General features: G+C 59.4%; 16 protein-coding genes. 14 read left to right on the forward strand and 2 right to left on the reverse strand.

All coding sequences use genetic code 11. The features are described 5' to 3' along the window. Positions 1 to 38: 38 nt before the first annotated feature. From ACQZ45_RS00705 to exoR, 3 genes are all read left to right on the forward strand, one after another. Positions 39 to 1,328, forward strand: coding sequence for an outer membrane protein transport protein (locus ACQZ45_RS00705; RefSeq protein WP_003515621.1), 1,290 nt, complete (start codon positions 39 to 41; stop codon positions 1,326 to 1,328). A gap of 269 nt (positions 1,329 to 1,597) precedes the next feature. Beyond that, entirely contained in the window at positions 1,598 to 1,906 is a 309-nt protein-coding gene (locus ACQZ45_RS00710; RefSeq protein WP_448742114.1) for a hypothetical protein, read from the forward strand. Continuing rightward, positions 1,893 to 2,687, forward strand: coding sequence for an exopolysaccharide production regulator ExoR (exoR, locus tag ACQZ45_RS00715; RefSeq protein ID WP_003515620.1), 795 nt, complete (start codon positions 1,893 to 1,895; stop codon positions 2,685 to 2,687). Before ACQZ45_RS00710 ends, exoR begins: the two co-directional genes overlap by 14 nt. 129 nt (positions 2,688 to 2,816) lie before the next feature. Here exoR and xth read toward each other — a convergent pair whose 3' ends face one another. Then, positions 2,817 to 3,614 (reverse strand): exodeoxyribonuclease III, encoded by a 798-nt coding sequence (xth, locus tag ACQZ45_RS00720; RefSeq protein WP_003515617.1) that lies wholly within the window; start codon positions 3,612 to 3,614, stop codon positions 2,817 to 2,819. 222 nt (positions 3,615 to 3,836) lie between these two features. Continuing rightward, positions 3,837 to 4,169: an iron-sulfur cluster insertion protein ErpA gene (gene erpA, locus ACQZ45_RS00725; RefSeq protein WP_003515615.1), complete on the reverse strand. Its 333-nt coding sequence runs from the start codon at positions 4,167 to 4,169 to the stop codon at positions 3,837 to 3,839. 229 nt (positions 4,170 to 4,398) lie between these two features. Between erpA and ACQZ45_RS00730 the strand changes: the two genes are divergently transcribed. The 11 genes from ACQZ45_RS00730 to surE all read left to right on the forward strand — a co-directional run bounded on the left by ACQZ45_RS00730 (position 4,399) and on the right by surE (position 17,717). After that, positions 4,399 to 5,616, forward strand: a complete 1,218-nt coding sequence (locus tag ACQZ45_RS00730; protein WP_003515612.1) for a deoxyguanosinetriphosphate triphosphohydrolase — start codon at positions 4,399 to 4,401, stop codon at positions 5,614 to 5,616. Between the two features lie 76 nt (positions 5,617 to 5,692). Further along, positions 5,693 to 7,450, forward strand: a complete 1,758-nt coding sequence (gene argS, locus ACQZ45_RS00735; RefSeq protein WP_003515610.1) for an arginine--tRNA ligase — start codon at positions 5,693 to 5,695, stop codon at positions 7,448 to 7,450. 66 nt (positions 7,451 to 7,516) lie between these two features. Continuing rightward, positions 7,517 to 10,525 (forward strand): SPOR domain-containing protein, encoded by a 3,009-nt coding sequence (locus tag ACQZ45_RS00740; protein ID WP_113291779.1) that lies wholly within the window; start codon positions 7,517 to 7,519, stop codon positions 10,523 to 10,525. A 242-nt stretch (positions 10,526 to 10,767) separates the two neighbouring features. Then, on the forward strand, positions 10,768 to 11,784 hold the full coding sequence (nagZ, locus tag ACQZ45_RS00745) for a beta-N-acetylhexosaminidase (RefSeq protein WP_003515605.1): 1,017 nt from the start codon (positions 10,768 to 10,770) through the stop codon (positions 11,782 to 11,784). Positions 11,785 to 11,842: 58 nt separating this feature from the next. Next, positions 11,843 to 12,691 carry a segregation and condensation protein A gene (locus tag ACQZ45_RS00750; RefSeq protein ID WP_111801156.1) on the forward strand — a complete coding sequence of 283 codons (849 nt, stop codon included), beginning with the start codon at positions 11,843 to 11,845 and terminating at the stop codon, positions 12,689 to 12,691. Next, a complete protein-coding gene (scpB, locus tag ACQZ45_RS00755; protein ID WP_003515601.1) occupies positions 12,681 to 13,427 on the forward strand; it encodes an SMC-Scp complex subunit ScpB in 747 nt (248 codons plus the stop codon). Before ACQZ45_RS00750 ends, scpB begins: the two co-directional genes overlap by 11 nt. Before the next feature lie 130 nt (positions 13,428 to 13,557). Continuing rightward, positions 13,558 to 13,764: a twin-arginine translocase TatA/TatE family subunit gene (locus ACQZ45_RS00760; RefSeq protein WP_003515599.1), complete on the forward strand. Its 207-nt coding sequence runs from the start codon at positions 13,558 to 13,560 to the stop codon at positions 13,762 to 13,764. Between the two features lie 54 nt (positions 13,765 to 13,818). Beyond that, entirely contained in the window at positions 13,819 to 14,547 is a 729-nt protein-coding gene (tatB, locus tag ACQZ45_RS00765; protein WP_003515598.1) for a Sec-independent protein translocase protein TatB, read from the forward strand. Continuing rightward, entirely contained in the window at positions 14,544 to 15,347 is an 804-nt protein-coding gene (tatC, locus tag ACQZ45_RS00770) for a twin-arginine translocase subunit TatC (RefSeq protein ID WP_003515595.1), read from the forward strand. The genes tatB and tatC overlap by 4 nt, the downstream gene beginning before the upstream one ends. A gap of 104 nt (positions 15,348 to 15,451) precedes the next feature. Beyond that, positions 15,452 to 16,735, forward strand: coding sequence for a serine--tRNA ligase (serS, locus tag ACQZ45_RS00775; protein WP_065687302.1), 1,284 nt, complete (start codon positions 15,452 to 15,454; stop codon positions 16,733 to 16,735). A 211-nt stretch (positions 16,736 to 16,946) separates the two neighbouring features. Continuing rightward, complete coding sequence (surE, locus tag ACQZ45_RS00780) at positions 16,947 to 17,717, forward strand: 5'/3'-nucleotidase SurE (RefSeq protein ID WP_003515592.1); 771 nt, start codon at positions 16,947 to 16,949, stop codon at positions 17,715 to 17,717. Positions 17,718 to 17,724: the final 7 nt, after the last annotated feature.

A 17,724-nucleotide genomic window follows, 5' to 3' on the forward strand; every position in this document is an offset into this window, starting at 1 on the left:
CTCTCTCAATGATCACATTGCCTTGATTGGGGAGAGAGATGGCAAAAACTGCATTTTTTCGCGGCGCAGTATGTTTCGTAGCCAGCATCGCGGCGGTCACGCCTTCACTGGCGGGCGGCCTCGAGCGCGGTGGCTACAATATCGACCTGCTGTTCGACCCGTCCGACTATGTTCTCGACAGTTCCGCTACATTCGTTGCGCCACAGCGCAAGGTTGAGAATGCGCGTGACAATCCGCTGAAGAGCGGTCCGCTGCCTGCGACTTGGTCAAGGAGCGCAGATGACTCTGAAAACTTCTGGTCGACCCGCATCGGCGCCAAGGCGGCAATCGGCGATTTCGGCGACTGCATGTTCGATTATTCGCAGCCTTGGGGCGCGCACCTCAATCCGGGCATCTGGCAGGGATCGAGCTACAATATCGAAACCAAGGTAAAGTCGCACAATTACGCCACCACCTGCCGTGTGAAGTTTGATCTTGGCAAGGGCGACTTCTCGATTATTGGCGGCGGCTTTTACCAGGAGATCAGCGGTTATAAATACCGTCAGGTTCTTGGCCCAGCTGTTCTTGGCCTCAATCCGGCCTGGTCCAGCTTCAGCGGCGTCGGCAAACTTGAGATGGAAGGTGACGGTTGGGGTTGGCGCGCCGGCGTTGCCTACGAAATCCCCGAGGTCGCCTTCCGGGCGAGCCTTGTTTATAACAGCGCCGTCGATCATGACCTGACCGGTTTCGCCGACGTCAGAGGAGTTCCGCAGACGCCGCCGTCCATCTCTCCGACGCTGGCGAAATACGGCGGCAAGCTGGTGCCGATATATGGCTCCGTTTCGATGCCAGACAGCATCGAACTCAAGGTGCAATCCGGCATAGCTCCGGACTGGCTGGCTTTCGGTTCGGTGAAGTGGACTGACTGGAGCCAGATTCAGGTCATTCCTTTCTGCGCGGTAGGGACGTCCCCCTGCGTTCCGAGCGGCGCTGACACGCTGAACACGCTAGACCTGTTTTATCGTGATGGCTGGACGATTTCCGGCGGCGTTGGTCACAAGTTCAACGAGCAGTGGAGCGGTGCTGTGAGCCTGACCTGGGATCGCGGTACATCGACTGTTATCGGCACCCAGACCGACACCTGGACGCTGGGCACGCAGATCGTCTACTCGCCGAACAAGAATATCGAGTTCAAGGTTGCCGGTGCTCTCGGCCTCCTGACCTCCGGTAGCTCATCCATCAACGGTGGACCTTGCGGTGCGGGCTTCACCTGCGGCAATGAGGCGGGCTACGACTTCGGCAACGATCTCGTGGCTGCGATCTCTACGGGCGTCAAGGTCAAGTTCTGACACCATTCGCCACACCTGAACGAAAAGAAAGGTCCGGTTTACCAACCGGACCTTTTTTCATTCCCGACTATGATTCCTGCTCGATAAAAATTTCTAGCCCGAAAGTTTTGTGACGATTTGGCAACACTTTTCTGCAAGCGTGGTGCCGCGTTGGAATGTGGGCATATCTGTCCATTTCCCGCCACAAACAAGGTGCTTGGCTTCTGTTTATGGACGCGGGGATGGAAGAACATGCAGGCGTTTGATGTGGGCCTGCGGAGTTGCGAAGAGTGAAAACGGGTTTGGATTCAGGGTTTAAGCAAGTAATACGGGAATTTGATCCGGGTTTCTTGTTTGGCGCTGACCGGCAGGCGGTCAAACGCCGTTATATTGCCGGAAATTATGCTTATATCTGTCTCACTGAAAATTTGGAGCAATTACCGCATATGACCATCGGCAGTGCGCTGGAAAGTGCTGCCGGAAAGACGCAGTGTGTTCGAAAAATCGCGACCCGGCGGGGTTCAGCTTTGCAGTATTCCGCAAGTATTGGCTATATGCCGGGAAGAGTGAGAGAAGTTCGCCTAAATGCTGAAATGTGAAGCACATGTTCTAAAGCCGCTCATCATGAGCCTTTTGCTTGCGTCGCTCGCAATGCCGGTGCTGGCTTTTGACATCAACGCAGGCGTTACCAAGGAATCCGGGCCCTTCGACCTGTTCAAGTTCGGCTTCAAGGCCTACAAGAACGGTAACAAGGACGAAGCCGTCGAGGCCTATCGCTATGCGGCCGAAAAGGGCCATACCGGCTCGCGCTGGGCGCTTGCCAATATGTATGCCTTCGGCGATGGCGTTGCCAAGAACGACTTCGAAGCCTTCAAGATTTACAGCGAAATTGCCAGCCAGGGCGTCGAGCCGGGCTCCGAGGATACCGGCTTCTTCGTCAACGCGCTGCTTTCTCTTGCCGATTATTACCGCCACGGCATTCCCGGCACTCCGGTAAAGATGGACCTGTCGCAGGCCCGCCAGCTCTATTTTCAGGTGGCTTCCACCTTTGGCGTGGCCGAGGCCCAGTTCCGTCTGGCGGAAATGATCCTTGCGGGTGAGGGCGGCCGGGCGGATGTGCAGCAGGCCAAGAAGTGGCTCAATCAGGCACGCAAGCACGGCCATGCCGGCGCCATGTCGATTTTCGGTAATCTGCTTTTCCAGGAAGGCCAGACGACGCAGGGGCTCGCCTTCATGACGGCCGCGCTCGACAAATGCACGGCGGTGGATTGCACCTGGATCCAGACCCTTCAGGAACAGGCTTTTTCGCTCGCGGGTGAAAACGATCGCCGCGCGGCTATCGCGCTGGCGCAGAACATGCAGATCGATGATCCGAACTGACAATTATGTCTATTTTGGCTGAGGCGACTCAGAGCACGTCCTGTTTAAACGGAATCGTTTGACGTGCTCTAACTCTTTGTTTCGGCGTACTTTTACCGGAAATTCTTTAACTCGCCCGGCGAGCGCCGTTCAATTGATCGGCGTAAAATTGAAATAACCGCAGACCGGTACGTGGTCGGACGGTTTTTCCCAAGCCCGCACATGTTTTTCGATGCTGACCGATTCCAGCCTGTCGGCCGCTTCCGCCGACAGCATGAGGTGGTCGATGCGGATGCCGTTATTCTTCGGCCATGCGCCAGCCTGATAATCCCAGAAGGAATAAAGTCCGGGTTCATCCGTCGTCGCGCGTGCGGCATCGGTAAAGCCGAGATTTTCCAGCCTGCGGAATGCCGAGCGCGTCTTGGGCAGGAACAGCGCATCGCCCGCCCAGACCCGCGGATCGTGGCAATCGAAGGGTTCGGGGATGACGTTGTAGTCACCCGCCAGAATAAGCGGCTCCTCAAGCGCAAGGCGATCTTCGGCGAAGCGGCGCAGCCGCTCCATCCATGCGAGCTTGTAGGGATATTTGACCGGATCGTCAGGCGGATTGCCGTTCGGCAGGTAGAGCGAGCAGACCCGGATCGCACCGCCATCAACGGAAAACACGCCCTCGATGAAGCGTGCCTGTTCATCGGCATCGTCGCCCGGCAGGCCGCGATTGATCTCGTCGGGCTTCATCTTCGACAGAAGGGCGACGCCGTTGAAACCCTTCTGACCATGGGTCTCGACGTGATAGCCGAGCGCCTCCAGCTCAAGGCGGGGAAAGCCTTCGTCAACCGACTTGATTTCCTGAAGGCAAACGATGTCGGGCGATGAATCCTTCAACCACTGGCAGAGGTTTTCGATACGCGCCTTGACGCCGTTGATGTTCCAGGTGGCAATCTTCATCGGAGTTTCCCTTTTGTGAGGTTACTTTTACCCGATGCAAAAGCGATTGCCACCGTTTTTGGAAACGGCGGGTGAGGATGTGGTGGATAGAAGCCGGGGCAGGGTAGATCAACAGCTATGGATGCACCGCAGCTCCCCAAACCCTCATTCCTGTGACGAGCGCAGGAACGAGGGCGGAGAGAAAGGCGTGAATGATCTCAAGCTTGGCGCTTGATATCACCATCAAATAGAAAAGCTGGTGCCGCAGCCGCAGCTTGCGACCGCGTTCGGGTTCTTGATCTGGAAGGACTGGCCGAGCAGATTGTCGACGAAGTCGATTTCAGAGCCGGCCATATAGACAACCGACAGGCTGTCGATCAGCACCTTGGCGTCTCCGCGCGCAATCACGATGTCGTCATCGGCGGGGTCTTCCGCCAGGTCGAACTTGTAGGAGAAGCCCGAGCAGCCGCCGCCTTCCACCGAAACGCGCAGAGCCTGCTTGCCCGCATCCGCTGCGACGATCTGGGCGATTCGCTTCGCTGCGGCTTCCGAAAGTGTAATGTCGCTGTTTTCCATGTCGTTCCTCGTGCCGGGGTCAAGAACCGGAGAGCAATAGATTTGTCGTCACCATTATAAACCAGTCAAATAAACGGTCTATAGCGATGTCCGCAACGGCCTTTGCCGCGATGATGCTTTGCGCCGACCTTTGCGATAGGTATGAAGGGTGGATGAAAAGGTCAATGGTCAAAGGCCATGGACTTCGGGTCAAATGAAGTCCCGGCCAGAGAACAGTACAGGTGGATGAATGATTATAGACCAGCGCGCATTGGGTTTCGGAAGTGGCGAGAGGGCGGTTTTCGCCTCTGATCCATGGACCACGCGCGGGCGTCTTTTTGCCGAGGAGGGGAGCCTGACGCGCTCGGAGTTCCAGCGCGACCGGGACCGCATTGTCCACACCACGGCCTTTCGCCGGCTTAAACACAAGACGCAGGTTTTCATCAGCCCTGACGGCGACCATTACCGCACCCGGCTCACCCACACGATTGAGGTGGCGCAGATTGCCCGCGCACTCGCACGTGCTCTGAAGCTGGACGAGGATCTGGCCGAGGGCGTGGCTCTGGTGCATGATTTCGGCCACACGCCGTTCGGCCATACAGGTGAGGATGCGCTGGATGCGGTGTTGTTGCCCTATGGCGGCTTCGATCACAACGCGCAGTCGCTGCGCATCGTCACCAAGCTGGAGCGCCGCTACGCCGAATATGACGGCATCAACCTGACATGGGAGACGCTGGAGGGGCTGGTGAAGCACAATGGCCCGCTGGTCAATGCCGAGGGCGAGGGCGTGAAGGGCCCGGTTCCGCTGCCCATCCTCGAATATTGCGAGCTGCAGGATCTGGAAATCGGCAGCTATGCCAGCCTTGAGGCACAGATGGCGGCTATTGCCGACGACATCGCCTATAATACCCATGATATCGATGACGGCCTGCGTGCCGGTTATCTGAGCTTCGAGATGCTGGAAGAGGTGCCTTTCCTCAGCAAGCTGATGGCTGAGGTACGTGCGAAATATCCCGTGCTCGACAAGGAACGCTTCGCCAATGAAATCATGCGTCGCCAGATCACCCATATGGTCGAGGATGTAATCGGGGTCGCGCAGCAGAATCTTTCCCGGCTGAAACCGAAGAGTGCGGCCGATATCCGCGCCGCCGATTTTACCGTCGCGACTTTCTCGCCGGAAATGGCTGAAACCGACAGGCAGATCAAGAAACTGCTGTTTGCCCATATCTACCGGCATCCGGAAATCATGCGCATCCGCGCCGGCGCTACGCAGATCGTTACCGACCTTTTCCACCGTTATATGGAAGTGCCGGCAGAGATGCAGAGTCACTACTGGGTGGACAGCATTTCCGGTATGAGCAAGGCCGCAAAAGCCCGCCATGTGGGGGATTATCTGGCCGGTATGACCGACAGTTATGCACTGCGCGCCCACCAGCGGCTGTTTGACCACACCCCCGATTTGCGATAGGGCAGCGGGCGATCGCGAAGCCAACCCGGTTATGATGGCCGGACATGAACAGAAGCCCTTCGCGCAGGTTGGAACGATGAACATTTTTGCCGATTTCGATACCAGGATCAAAAACGCGCTCGAGACTCTCGATCTCGTGAAAGAGAACCGCGAAAAGGTCGATTTCAGTCGAATTACGGTCGAATCCCCGCGCGATCTGAGCCATGGCGATGTCGCAACCAATGCCGCTATGGTGTTGGCGAAGCCGCTCGGCACCAATCCCCGGGCGCTGGCCGAACTCATCGTGCCAGCACTTCAGGCCGATGGCGATGTCGATAGCGTCAACGTCGCCGGTCCCGGCTTCATCAATCTCAAGGTCTCTGTCGGTTACTGGCAGCGTCTTCTTGCCGACATGATCGGGCAGGGCATCGATTTCGGCCGCTCGAAGATCGGCACGGGCCAGAAGATCAACGTCGAATATGTCTCCGCCAACCCCACCGGTCCGATGCATGTCGGCCATTGCCGTGGTGCTGTCGTGGGTGACACGCTGGCGAACCTGCTCGCCTTTGCCGGTTATGGCGTGACCAAGGAATACTACATCAACGACGCCGGCTCGCAGATCGACGTGCTCGCGCGTTCGGTCTTCCTGCGTTACCGCGAGGCGCTTGGCGAAGATATCGGCGCCATTCCGTCGGGCTTCTACCCCGGTGACTATCTCGTTCCAGTCGGCCAGGCGCTGGCGGATGAATATGGCATCAAGCTGCGCGCCATGCCCGAGGAAAAGTGGCTACCTATCGTCAAGGACAAGGCGATCGCCGCAATGATGGTGATGATCCGTGAGGATCTGGAGACGCTGAACGTCAAGCACGACGTGTTCTTCTCGGAGCGCACGCTGCATGAGGGCAATGGCGGCCCCATTCTCTCGGCCATCAACGATCTCACCTTCAAGGGCCACGTCTACAAGGGCACCCTGCCGCCGCCGAAGGGCGAGTTGCCGGAAGACTGGGAAGACCGCGAGCAGACGCTGTTCCGTTCCACCGAGGTGGGCGACGACATGGACCGCGCGCTGATGAAGTCGGACGGTTCCTACACCTATTTTGCCGCCGACGTCGCCTATTTCAAGAACAAGTTCGATCGCGGTTTTTCCGAGATGATCTATGTGCTCGGCGCCGACCACGGCGGCTATGTGAAGCGGCTTGAAGCGGTTGCGCGCGCCGTTTCGGAAGGCAAGTCGAAGCTGACGGTTCTTCTGTGCCAGCTCGTGAAGCTGTATCGCGATGGCGAGCCGGTGAAGATGTCGAAACGCTCAGGCGATTTCGTCACGCTGCGCGATGTGGTGGACGAAGTAGGTCGCGATCCCGTGCGATTCATGATGCTCTATCGGAAGAATTCCGAGCCGCTGGACTTCGATTTTGCGAAAGTGACCGAACAATCGAAGGATAATCCGGTCTTTTACGTGCAATATGCACATGCCCGTTGCATGTCCATCTTCCGCCAGGCGCAGGAAGCGTTTCCGGGTCTTGCGCTCTCGCAGGACGACATGTCGTCTTCCGTTGCTTTGATTAGCGATATCAACGAGTTGCAGCTGGTTGCAAAGCTTGCTGAGTACCCGCGCCTGATCGAATCCGCAGCCCTTGCGCACGAGCCGCACAGGCTTGCTTTTTACCTCTACGATCTCGCCAGTTCCTTCCATGGACACTGGAACAAAGGTAAAGACCATCAGGAATTACGTTTTATTAACGATAAAAACCGAGAATTGAGCATTGCCAGACTCGGGCTGGTGAATGCTGTCGCGAATGTTTTGAAGTCTGGTCTTACGCTTTTAGGAGCGGACGCGCCTGACGAGATGCGATAACATATCACCATTATTTGCTCACAATACGCTGGCAAGAGCTGCAATGCGTAGATGGTGGAACACGTAATGGTCGAAAAAAATGTCGCGTATAACCGGGACGCCCGGTCTGAAGGGTTCGCTGACAACGATCCTCTGGCAGAACTGGCGCGTATCGTCGGTTTCGATGAGCGTCCTTCGCATGCGGGTTCCGAAGCTGCGCCACGCGCCGGCTCTGCGGCAACCCGCCGCGAACCCGAATTCAATCTCGAAGACGAGCTGCTTCGAGAGTTCGAGGTTTACGATGCGCCGCATGCCGATCCGGTCGTTCTTGACCCGGCAAACGATGTGCGTGCGGGCATCCACCCCAGCGACTTCATGCAGCGCGTCGAATCGGTTTTCGCCCGGCGCGAGCCTGAGCTTGCGCCAGCGGACGAACCCGTGTTCGAGGCAAGCCCCACACCCGAAGTGAGCCAGGAGCCACTTCCCGAGGCCGATCAGGCCTACATTCACAATTACGTCGAGACGTCGACGCAGGACATCCGCGCGGATTTCCGTGATGATGCCGGTGCGGTTGCCGAGGTGTTCGATGTGCATTCGCGCCAGTCGCGCCCTGCCGAGCCGGTGGTTTACCAGCAGGCTGCATGGGAAGAGCCGCAGGCTGTCGAGCCGGCTCAAAGCACCTGGCACGCTATGCCTGAGCTTCCGGCCGATGTTTCGAGCAATATTGCGCATTCCGATCAGAGCCATGCGCCTGAGCCGCAGGCTTTCGATCTTGCCGATGAGGTAGAGATCGCCGTCGCCGAAGCGCCTGCACCGATTTCCGTGCGTCCGCCTTCGCATGGTGGCCGTTCTTCGCTGGAATTTTCCAGCCTGCGTCTGCCGCTTGCCAATTTCGGCGCGCGCCGTGATGTTGCGGCTGGTGATCCCCGGCGAATCGAGCCGAGGGCCGAAGCGCTGCCTGCAGCCCGGATCGAGCCACAGGCCGAACCAGTTCCGGCGCCTGAGCCCGTCTTCGTTCAGGCGGAAGAAACTGCGCCGACCTTTGCGCCTTCGGTTGCAGAAAAGCCGGTTGAAACAAATCTTTCGCCGATGGATGAGCTGATCTACGGCGTTGCGAAATATTCCATTCCCGGACGCGGCGAAGAGCCTGTCGTTCAGGATGCCCCCATCGCACAGGCTGCGCCTATCGTTCCGGCTGCAAGAGTGGAGCCGCCTTTGGTTGCCACGGCGCCGGTTGCCGCAGCCCCTGTAAAGGCAGCCCCGGCCGTAACAGCGCCGCCCGTTCAGGAGCCGGACTTTGGGGATTTCGCAGGTTTCAACGACGATGACTTCGAGCTTGCGCTTGATGATCTCGATCTTGACCTCGACCTGTCCGAAATCGCTGCAGCGGAAGTCGCACCTGCGCCTGTGCCGCAGCCCGTTCGCCAGCAGCCGGTCGCTCCGGTAGCGGTTGCTGCCGCCGCGCCGCAGCCGGTGCGGGAACAGCCAGCACCTCAGCCGCGCCCGGCCCCGGTTGCTGCAATTCCGGTAGCCGCCCCTCCGGTTCAGCCGCGTCCGGTTGCAGCCGCACCGCAGCCGGTTGCACCACAAACGCTGGAAAGCCTGCCTTTCGATCCCTCGCAGATCGGTGAGACGGAAGAACATCCGGAAAATATTACCGAGATGGACGTGCCGGAATTGCCGGTCGGCGTTTTCGAACCCAAGCCTGTCGCCCGTCGTCACGAAGAAGACCTCGATATCGACACCGAGCTCGCAACGCTGTTTGCCCCGGCGGTTGCCGGTGGTCTTGACCGTCACAAACATGCGGAAAACCGGGCTGCTGCCCCGCAGGCGCGTCCTCAGGCACAGGGTCCGGAGGAGGTCGACGAATTTGAGCGGGCGCTGGAAGAAGATTTCCGCCGCTCCATGCAGGAGGCTGCTGCCTCGCGTGGCAATGCGCCGCGCGATGCCGAGAATACTTTTGTCGACCATCAGCCGGCCTATCGCGAAGAAGAAGAACGCGGCGGTCGCCGCTGGATCATGCCGGTTGCCGCAGCAATCGGTCTGGTGCTTGTCGGTGGTGGTGTTTACGCGCTGATGTCGGGCGGTTCGTCCGGTGCGGGCTCCAATGGCGCGCCGGTCATCATTTCCGCCGATAACGACCCGATGAAGGTGGTGCCGGAAAATCCGGGCGGCCGCGTCGTGCCCAACCAGGACAAGGCGGTTTACGACCGCGTGGCCGGTGGTAGCGCTGCCGATCCGAAGCAACCGGCGCTGATCTCCAGCAACGAAAAGCCTGTCGATGTGGTCCAGCGTACGCTGATACCCGAACAGCTGCCGCTGGAAGGTGAAAACGACGCGGACATGGAAGCCACCGGCACGCCGGTTGGCGAGACTGAAGATCCGCGCCTGCTTTCGCCGGAAGAAAAGGCCAGCCAGAACGAAGGTGCCGGTGCGACGGGCGTTTCGCCGCGCAAGGTCCGTACCATGATCGTCAAGCCTGATGGTACGCTGGTTGCACAGGAAGTCGATGCGCCTGCTGCCCAGCCACCGAAGGCCGACAAGGTCGCGGAGCTTGCTGCACCGCAGGCAGCCAAGCCGGGTGAGGGCGCTCCCGCCGTCATCGCCGCTTCGCGTGTTCCGGTTGCGCCTGAACATCCGCAGGCCAATACGCCAGCCGCTTCCTCCACACCGGCCTCGCAGTCGGCTGCGCCCGTTCCTTCGGCGCGTCCGTCCGCACAGCCTTCCAATGTGGTGGCAACGGTGACCAATCAGGGCAACGTCCGTCCTGCTGCAACTGCTCCGGCCCAGCCGCAGGCTGCACAGCAGCAGACAGCCGCCGCCATGCCCGCAGCAACGAGCGCGCCGTCTTCGGGTGGTTATTACATCCAGATCGCGTCCCTGCCGAGCCAGGCGGAGGCCCAGAAGTCCTACCAGAACATGTCGGCCAAGTTCGGTTCGGTCATTTCTGGTCGCGGCGTCGACATCAAGGCCGCTGAGATCGCCGGCAAGGGCACGTTCTACCGCGTCCGCATCCCGGCAGGCGACAAGAACGAAGCCGTGGCGCTGTGCGAAAAGTTCCGCGCAGCTGGCGGCAGCTGCCTGGTGGCGCGCTGATAGCGGCTGATCCGGTTGAGTGAAGATTGGGGCTGCCGTCTAAGGCAGTCCTCGCAGTGGGGAAAGGCTTTCCTCACATTCGACGTCATCCTCGGCCCCGTGCCGAGGATCTGCCAACGTTTCGCCAACCGGTCGGTTGCAGATGCTCGGGAAAGGCCCGAGCATGACGGCGGAGGGGTTGTCGACTTATCCCCGACGCCTTGCGGTATAAGGCCATTTCCCCATTCTGTGAGCGTGACATCATGACCGATTGCAAAGCTATGATCCTCGGATGCGGCGGGCTTACGCTTTCCGCTGACGAGATTGCCCTTTACCGCAATGAGCGGCCCTGGGGTTTCATCCTGTTCGGGCGCAATATCGGTGATGCGCAACAGATTACCGATCTCGTGGCCTCAATGCGCGATGCCGTCGCGCGGCCGGATGCGCCGGTTCTGATCGATCAGGAAGGCGGGCGCGTTCAGCGCATCAAGCCGCCGCTTTTGCAAGCCTATCCGAATGCCCGCATTCTTGGCGAGATATACGAGCGTGACCGGGAGGAAGGGCTGCGTGCGGCGTGGTTGATGTCGCGTCTGCATGCCTTCGATCTCATGAAATTCGGCATCAATATCGATTGCCTGCCGGTGCTAGACGTGCCGGTGGAAGGCGCCAGCAACGTCATTGGCAACCGGGCCTATGGTTACAGCCCGACCATGGTGGCGGAGATGGGGCAGGCGGCGGCTGACGGTCTCAAGGCGGGCGGTATGTTGCCTGTCATGAAACACATGCCGGGCCACGGTCGCGGCATGGTGGATTCGCACCATGAATTGCCTGTTGTCGATGTGCCGCTGGACGAGCTGGACGCCCATGATTTTGTGCCATTCCGCGCGCTGAACCGTGAATTGATGGCGATGAGTGCGCATCTGGTGTTCAACGCCGTCGATCGGGAGCGTCCGGCAACGACCTCGCCAAAGGTGATCGAGGAGATCATTCGTGGGCGAATCGGCTTTGACGGTCTTTTGATGTCCGACGACAGTTCCATGAATGCGCTGAAGGGCACGCTTGGCCAGCGTGCCGCGAATATTGTTGCGGGTGGCTGCGATATAGTCTTGCATTGCAACGGCGTGATGGGTGAAATGCTTGAGGTCGTGAAGGAGGTTCCCGTTCTTTCCGGCCGTTCGCTGGAGCGGGTGCGGGCCGTGGAAGCGGGTTTTCCCGCCACTGATGCCTCCGACGAAGCTGAACTGAGAGCCGAATTCAACGCCATGTGGGCCGTTTCCTGACAATCGGGCGGCGGCCCGGTACTCGGGACGACAGGCCGGACGCCCGGCGGATGGAACAATGGCAGCAGACAAGTCTCGTACTTCAACGCCTATGGACAAGCTCTGGCAGGATGTGACGCCGGAGCGGCTGACGGGCGAGGCCGGGCTGGTGATCGGTGTCGCGGGTTTCGAAGGCCCGCTCGATCTGTTGCTACACCTTGCTCGCACGCAGAAGGTCGATCTGTCGCGCATTTCGGTGCTGGCGCTTGCCGAGCAATATCTGCAATTCGTGGAAACAGCCCGCCGCGTGCGCATCGAGCTTGCTGCCGACTATCTGGTGATGGCGGCCTGGCTTGCCTTCCTCAAGTCCAAGCTTCTCATTCCGCAGCAGGCGAAGGATGACGGCCCCTCCGGCGAAGAAATGGCCGCGACGCTGGCCTTCCGGCTGAAACGTCTGGAGGCGATGCGGGAGGCGGCTGAACGCCTCGTCAACCGCGCCCAGCTTGGCCGCGATATCTTCGCCCGTGGCGCGCCGGAGCATATTCCGCATATCAACCGCTCGGCTTACGAGGCGAACCTCTACGATCTCCTGAGCGCCTATGCCAATCTGCGGCAAAGGCAGGCCATCACCCAGGTCACGATTGAAAAGCGGCAGGTCTGGTCGCTGGTGGAAGCCCGGGAACTCCTGAACAGTCTGCTCGGGGATGTCGGCGAGTGGACGGTGCTCGACCAATATCTGCTGCAATATGTGCCTGACCCCGCGATGCGCGTGACGGCAATCGCCAGCGCTTTCGCCGCCTCGCTGGAGCTGGTGCGCGAGGGATCGCTGCAAATCCGGCAGGAGGGCGCGTTCCAGCCCATCTATATGCGCAGGAGCGAGCGAGATGACCGCGCGCCTAATGCGGAAAGGACTGATAATGACGCATGACGACGATACCGGCGAAGCCGCCATCGTGGCAGATGGGGCGGCGGATGTGGTTGGGGCCGAACCTGCGGTATTTTCCGAGCGTCAGCTGAAGGAAGCCGAGCGCATTGCCGAGGCGCTGGTCTTTGCCTCGGCCGAACCGGTTTCAGTTGCCTTCATTGCCGAGCGGCTGCCGCGCGGCATGGATGTCGTTGCCATACTCCACGGGCTGAAGGCCGCTTATGGCGAGCGGGGTGTCAATCTGGTGCAGGTTGGCGGGCAATGGGCGTTCCGCACGGCCGGCGATCTCTCCTTCGTCGTCCATTCTGAGGAAAAGGAACCTAAGAAGCTTTCGCGTGCGGCGCTGGAGGTTCTGGCGATTGTGGCGTATCATCAGCCGGTGACACGCGCCGAAATCGAGGAAATCCGTGGCGTGCAAACCTCACGCGGTACCCTCGATGTGCTGATGGAAGCGGGTTGGGTGCGTTTCAGGGGCCGAAGGCGCACGCCGGGCAGGCCGGTGACGATCGGCACCACGGTGGAGTTTCTCGACCATTTCGGCCTTGAGGAATTGCGGGACTTGCCGGGCCTTGAGGAACTGAAGGGTGCGGGCCTGCTTTCGGGCCGTATTCCTTCCAATTTCGGCGTGCCTTTGCCGATGATGAGCGACGAATTGCGCGAAGACGAAGACCCGATCACGCAGCTCGATCTGGAAGAGTTGGGCCTGCTTGCACCTGGTGGCGGCGATGGCGACGATTGATATCGTCTTCATGCGGGTGACAAGGCACGAAAACTTTATGCCCACAGCCTGTTGAAGCAACGATTTGTTGTTTGAAAAAGCCTTTCAAACGTCTTACATCGTCTGAAAGCGAAATTCAGGAGTTTCAGTTATGGGTTCTTTTAGTGTGTGGCATTGGCTGATCGTGCTGGTGATCGTTCTCGTTCTCTTCGGACGCGGAAAGATCCCGGAACTGATGGGCGATGTCGCCAAGGGCATCAAGAGCTTCAAGAAGGGCATGGCTGACGAAGATCAGACTCCGCCGCCAGCCGATGTCAACGCGAAGACTGTTGACCACAAGGCTGACGAGATCAAGTAAGCGGCTTGAACCTGCTTGTTTTGAGACTGGCGCTAGGGTCTCGGGAGCGTTTTGATGTTTGATATCGGTTGGAGCGAGCTTCTGGTGATCGCGGTCGTTTTGATCGTGGTCGTCGGTCCCAAGGACTTGCCGCCCATGATCCGCGCCTTCGGTAAGACGATGGCCGGCCTTCGCAAGATGGCGGGGGATTTCCGCACGCAGTTCGACGAGGCCTTGAAAGAGGCAGACATGGACGATGTGCGGCAGACAATCTCCGATGTGCGCAATCTCAACCCGACCAATTCCCTGCGCGATGCTATGAACCCGCTTCGCCAGCTCGGCAACGAAATCAAGTCTGATCTCCAGAAGGCGACATCCGCTCCCGATGCGATTTCGTCGACAGCAGCACCTGCAACAAGTGAGCCGGTGGCTCCTCTTGTCAGCGTGCCGGAGCCCGAGATGAAGCTTCCGGATGTGGCGCCTGCGGTGGTTCCCACGCCTTCTGCATCTGGGCCGGTTACTGCGGTTGCTGCTGCGGAAGAAAAGCCGAAGCGTGCGCGTGCGAAATCTGTTGCGACCGTTGAAGCCGAAGCGGTTGCCGCCAAGCCGAAGCGCACCACCCGCAGTAAGCCTGCCGCAGCGCCTGTTGAAGAAGCTGCTGTCTTGAAGCCGACCGTGAAGGCTGTCGCCAAAAAGGTTGCTGTCAGGAAAGCAGCAGCTGAGAAGGCGGTTGCCGTTGCGGATGCCAAGCCGGCCAAACCGGCAAGAACCAAGGCTGCAAAGCCCAAAAAGGATGAAGCATGAGCGGGGACATCGAGGACAAGCCGCAGCCGCTTATCGAACATCTCATGGAGTTGCGCACGCGGCTGATCTGGTCGCTCGGCGCGTTCTTCGTCGCCTTCATCGCCTGTTTCGCCGTTGCCAAGCATCTCTTCAACCTGCTCGTCATTCCCTATAAGTGGGCGGTCATCTGGGCGGGCCTGGATGTGGCGAAATCATCGCTAATCTATACGGCACCACAGGAATTCTTCTTCACGCAGATCAAGGTTGCCATGTTCGGTGCCATGGTGATCTCCTTTCCGGTGATTGCCTCGCAGCTCTATAAATTCGTGGCGCCGGGCCTCTACAAGAACGAGCGCGCCGCCTTCCTGCCGTTCCTGATCGCGTCGCCGATCCTTTTCCTCATCGGCGCGGCGCTCGTCTATTTCTTCTTCACGCCCATGGTCATGTGGTTCTTCCTCGCCATGCAGCAATTGCCAGTAGATGGCGAGGTGGCGATTTCCCTGATGCCGAAGGTGTCGGAATATCTCAGCCTCATCATGACGCTGGTTTTGTCCTTCGGCCTGGTATTCCAGCTGCCTGTCGTCACCACGCTTCTGGCGCGGGTCGGGATTCTGACCAGCGACTGGCTGCGGGAAAAGCGTAAGTTCGCCATTGTCATGGCCTTCGTGGTTGCGGCCGTGCTGACGCCGCCAGACCCCATGTCCCAGATCGGTCTTGCGCTGCCTGCGATCATTCTCTACGAGATTTCCATCTACATGGCTCGACTCGTGGAGAGGAAACGTGCTGCGGAATCCAAAAGCACGGAGCTGGAAGAGACCTGACGCTTCGCCACGGTCTTCCTGCTCATCAAATCTCCTCGCGCCGGGTCTTTCGCCCGGCGTTTTGCTGCTAAAACGCGAGCGACCAACAATAGTCTGGAACGACGATGCACGACATTAAATGGATACGCGAAAACCCCGAAGCCTTTGATGCAGCACTTGCACGGCGCGGCGCAGAGCCTGCCGCGAGCAGCCTGATCGCTCTCGACGAAAAGCGCCGGTCCGTCATCCAGTCCCTGCAGGACATGCAGTCGCGTCGCAATGCCGCTTCCAAGGACATCGGCGCCGCCATGGCGCAGAAGAACATGGAGCTGGCGGAAAAGCTGAAAGCGGAAGTCGCCGACATCAAGGAAAACATGCCGCGCGCCGAGGAGGAGGACCGCCAGGTCACCGCCGAGCTTAACGACGCCCTGTCGCGCCTGCCCAACATGCCTTTCGACGATGTTCCTGACGGCAAGGACGAACACGACAATGTGGTGACCCGCGTGGTCGGCCAGAAGCCCGGCTGGAACCATGAAGCAAAGGAGCACTTCGAGATTGGCGAAGCGCTCGGCTACATGGATTTCGAGCGGGCTGCCAAGCTTTCCGGCTCGCGCTTCACCGTGCTGACCAGCCAGCTGGCGCGTCTGGAACGGGCGCTCGGCCAGTTCATGATCGACCTGCACACCTCGGAACATGGCTACACGGAAGTCTCTTCGCCGCTGATGGTGCGTGATGAGGCGATGTTCGGCACCGGCCAATTGCCGAAGTTTTCCGAGGATTTGTTCAAGACCACTGATGGCCGCTGGTTGATCCCGACGGCGGAAGTGACGCTGACCAACCTTGTCTCCGGCGAAATTCTCGAGCAGGAAAAGCTGCCGCTGCGCTTCACGGCACTTACGCCGTCCTTCCGTTCGGAAGCGGGCTCTGCCGGCCGCGACACACGCGGCATGCTGCGCCAGCACCAGTTCTGGAAATGCGAACTCGTCTCCATCACCGACGCGGAAAGTGCTGTTGCCGAGCATGAGCGCATGACGGCCTGCGCCGAAGAAGTGCTGAAGCGTCTTGGCCTGCATTTCCGCACCATGACGCTGTGCACCGGCGATATGGGTTTCAGCGCGCGCAAGACCTACGATCTGGAAGTGTGGTTGCCGGGCCAGAACACCTACCGCGAAATTTCGTCCTGCTCCGTCTGCGGCGATTTCCAGGCGCGGCGCATGAATGCGCGTTATCGCGGCAAGGACGACAAGGCGACGAAGTTCGTGCACACGCTGAACGGCTCCGGCACCGCCGTCGGCCGCTGCCTGATCGCCGTTCTCGAAAATTACCTGAACGACGACGGTTCTGTCACAATTCCAGACGTGCTGCTGCCCTATATGGGCGGTCTGACACGGATCGAGAAGGCGGCCTGAGGGAGCGCAGCGTCGTGCTATTGGAAGGAGAATCTTCCAATACGCCGACGTCATCCTCGGGCCTGTCCCGAGGATCTGCAACCTGTCGATTAATTTAGACGTGATTAGATCCTCGGGACAGGCCCGAGGATGACGTTGAGAGAACTGCACACCTCACTGCCGGTGGGGAGGATGCTCCGTCCCGGAAGATATGAAAAGCGGAGAGAGAAACATGCGGATTTTGCTGACCAATGACGACGGTATCCATGCCGAAGGGCTGGCGGTGCTGGAACGTATCGCCCGCACGCTGTCCGATGACGTCTGGATCGTGGCGCCCGAGACCGACCAGAGCGGTCTTGCTCACTCCCTTACTCTCTCCGAGCCGCTGCGGCTGCGCAAGGTTTCCGACAAGCATTTCGCGCTGCGCGGTACGCCGACCGATTGCGTCATCATGGGCATCCGTGAAGTTCTGCCGGAAAAGCCCGATCTCGTACTCTCAGGTGTCAATGCCGGTGCCAATATGGCTGACGATGTCACCTATTCCGGCACGATTGCCGGCGCCATTGAAGGTACGTTGCAAGGGGTGCGCTCCTTCGCACTCAGCCAGGCTTTCAGCCATTCCGAAGGCCGCGTCGTGCCGTGGGAGGTGACCGAGACCCATGCGCCGGATCTGCTGCGCAAGCTGATGAATGTGGAATTGCCTGATGGCACCTTTCTCAATCTCAATTTCCCCAATTGCGCACCTGATGATGTGCAGGGTGTCTCCGTTACCGGGCAGGGCAAGCTCGATTTCGGCCTGACGGTAGAAGAACGCCAGGATGGCCGCGGTCTTCCTTATTACTGGCTGCGCTTTGGCGAACGCCTCGGCACCTTCCGCGAGGGCACGGATATCCACGCTTTGAAGCACGGCAAGATTTCGGTCACGCCGCTAAAGCTTGACCTTACGGATTACACGGTCAAGGATCGGGTTGCGCAAGCACTTGGATTCGGAGTCGCCGATTGAAATCCGC

It is taken from the genome of Agrobacterium sp. 16-2014-1-2a (genome assembly GCF_053522705.1).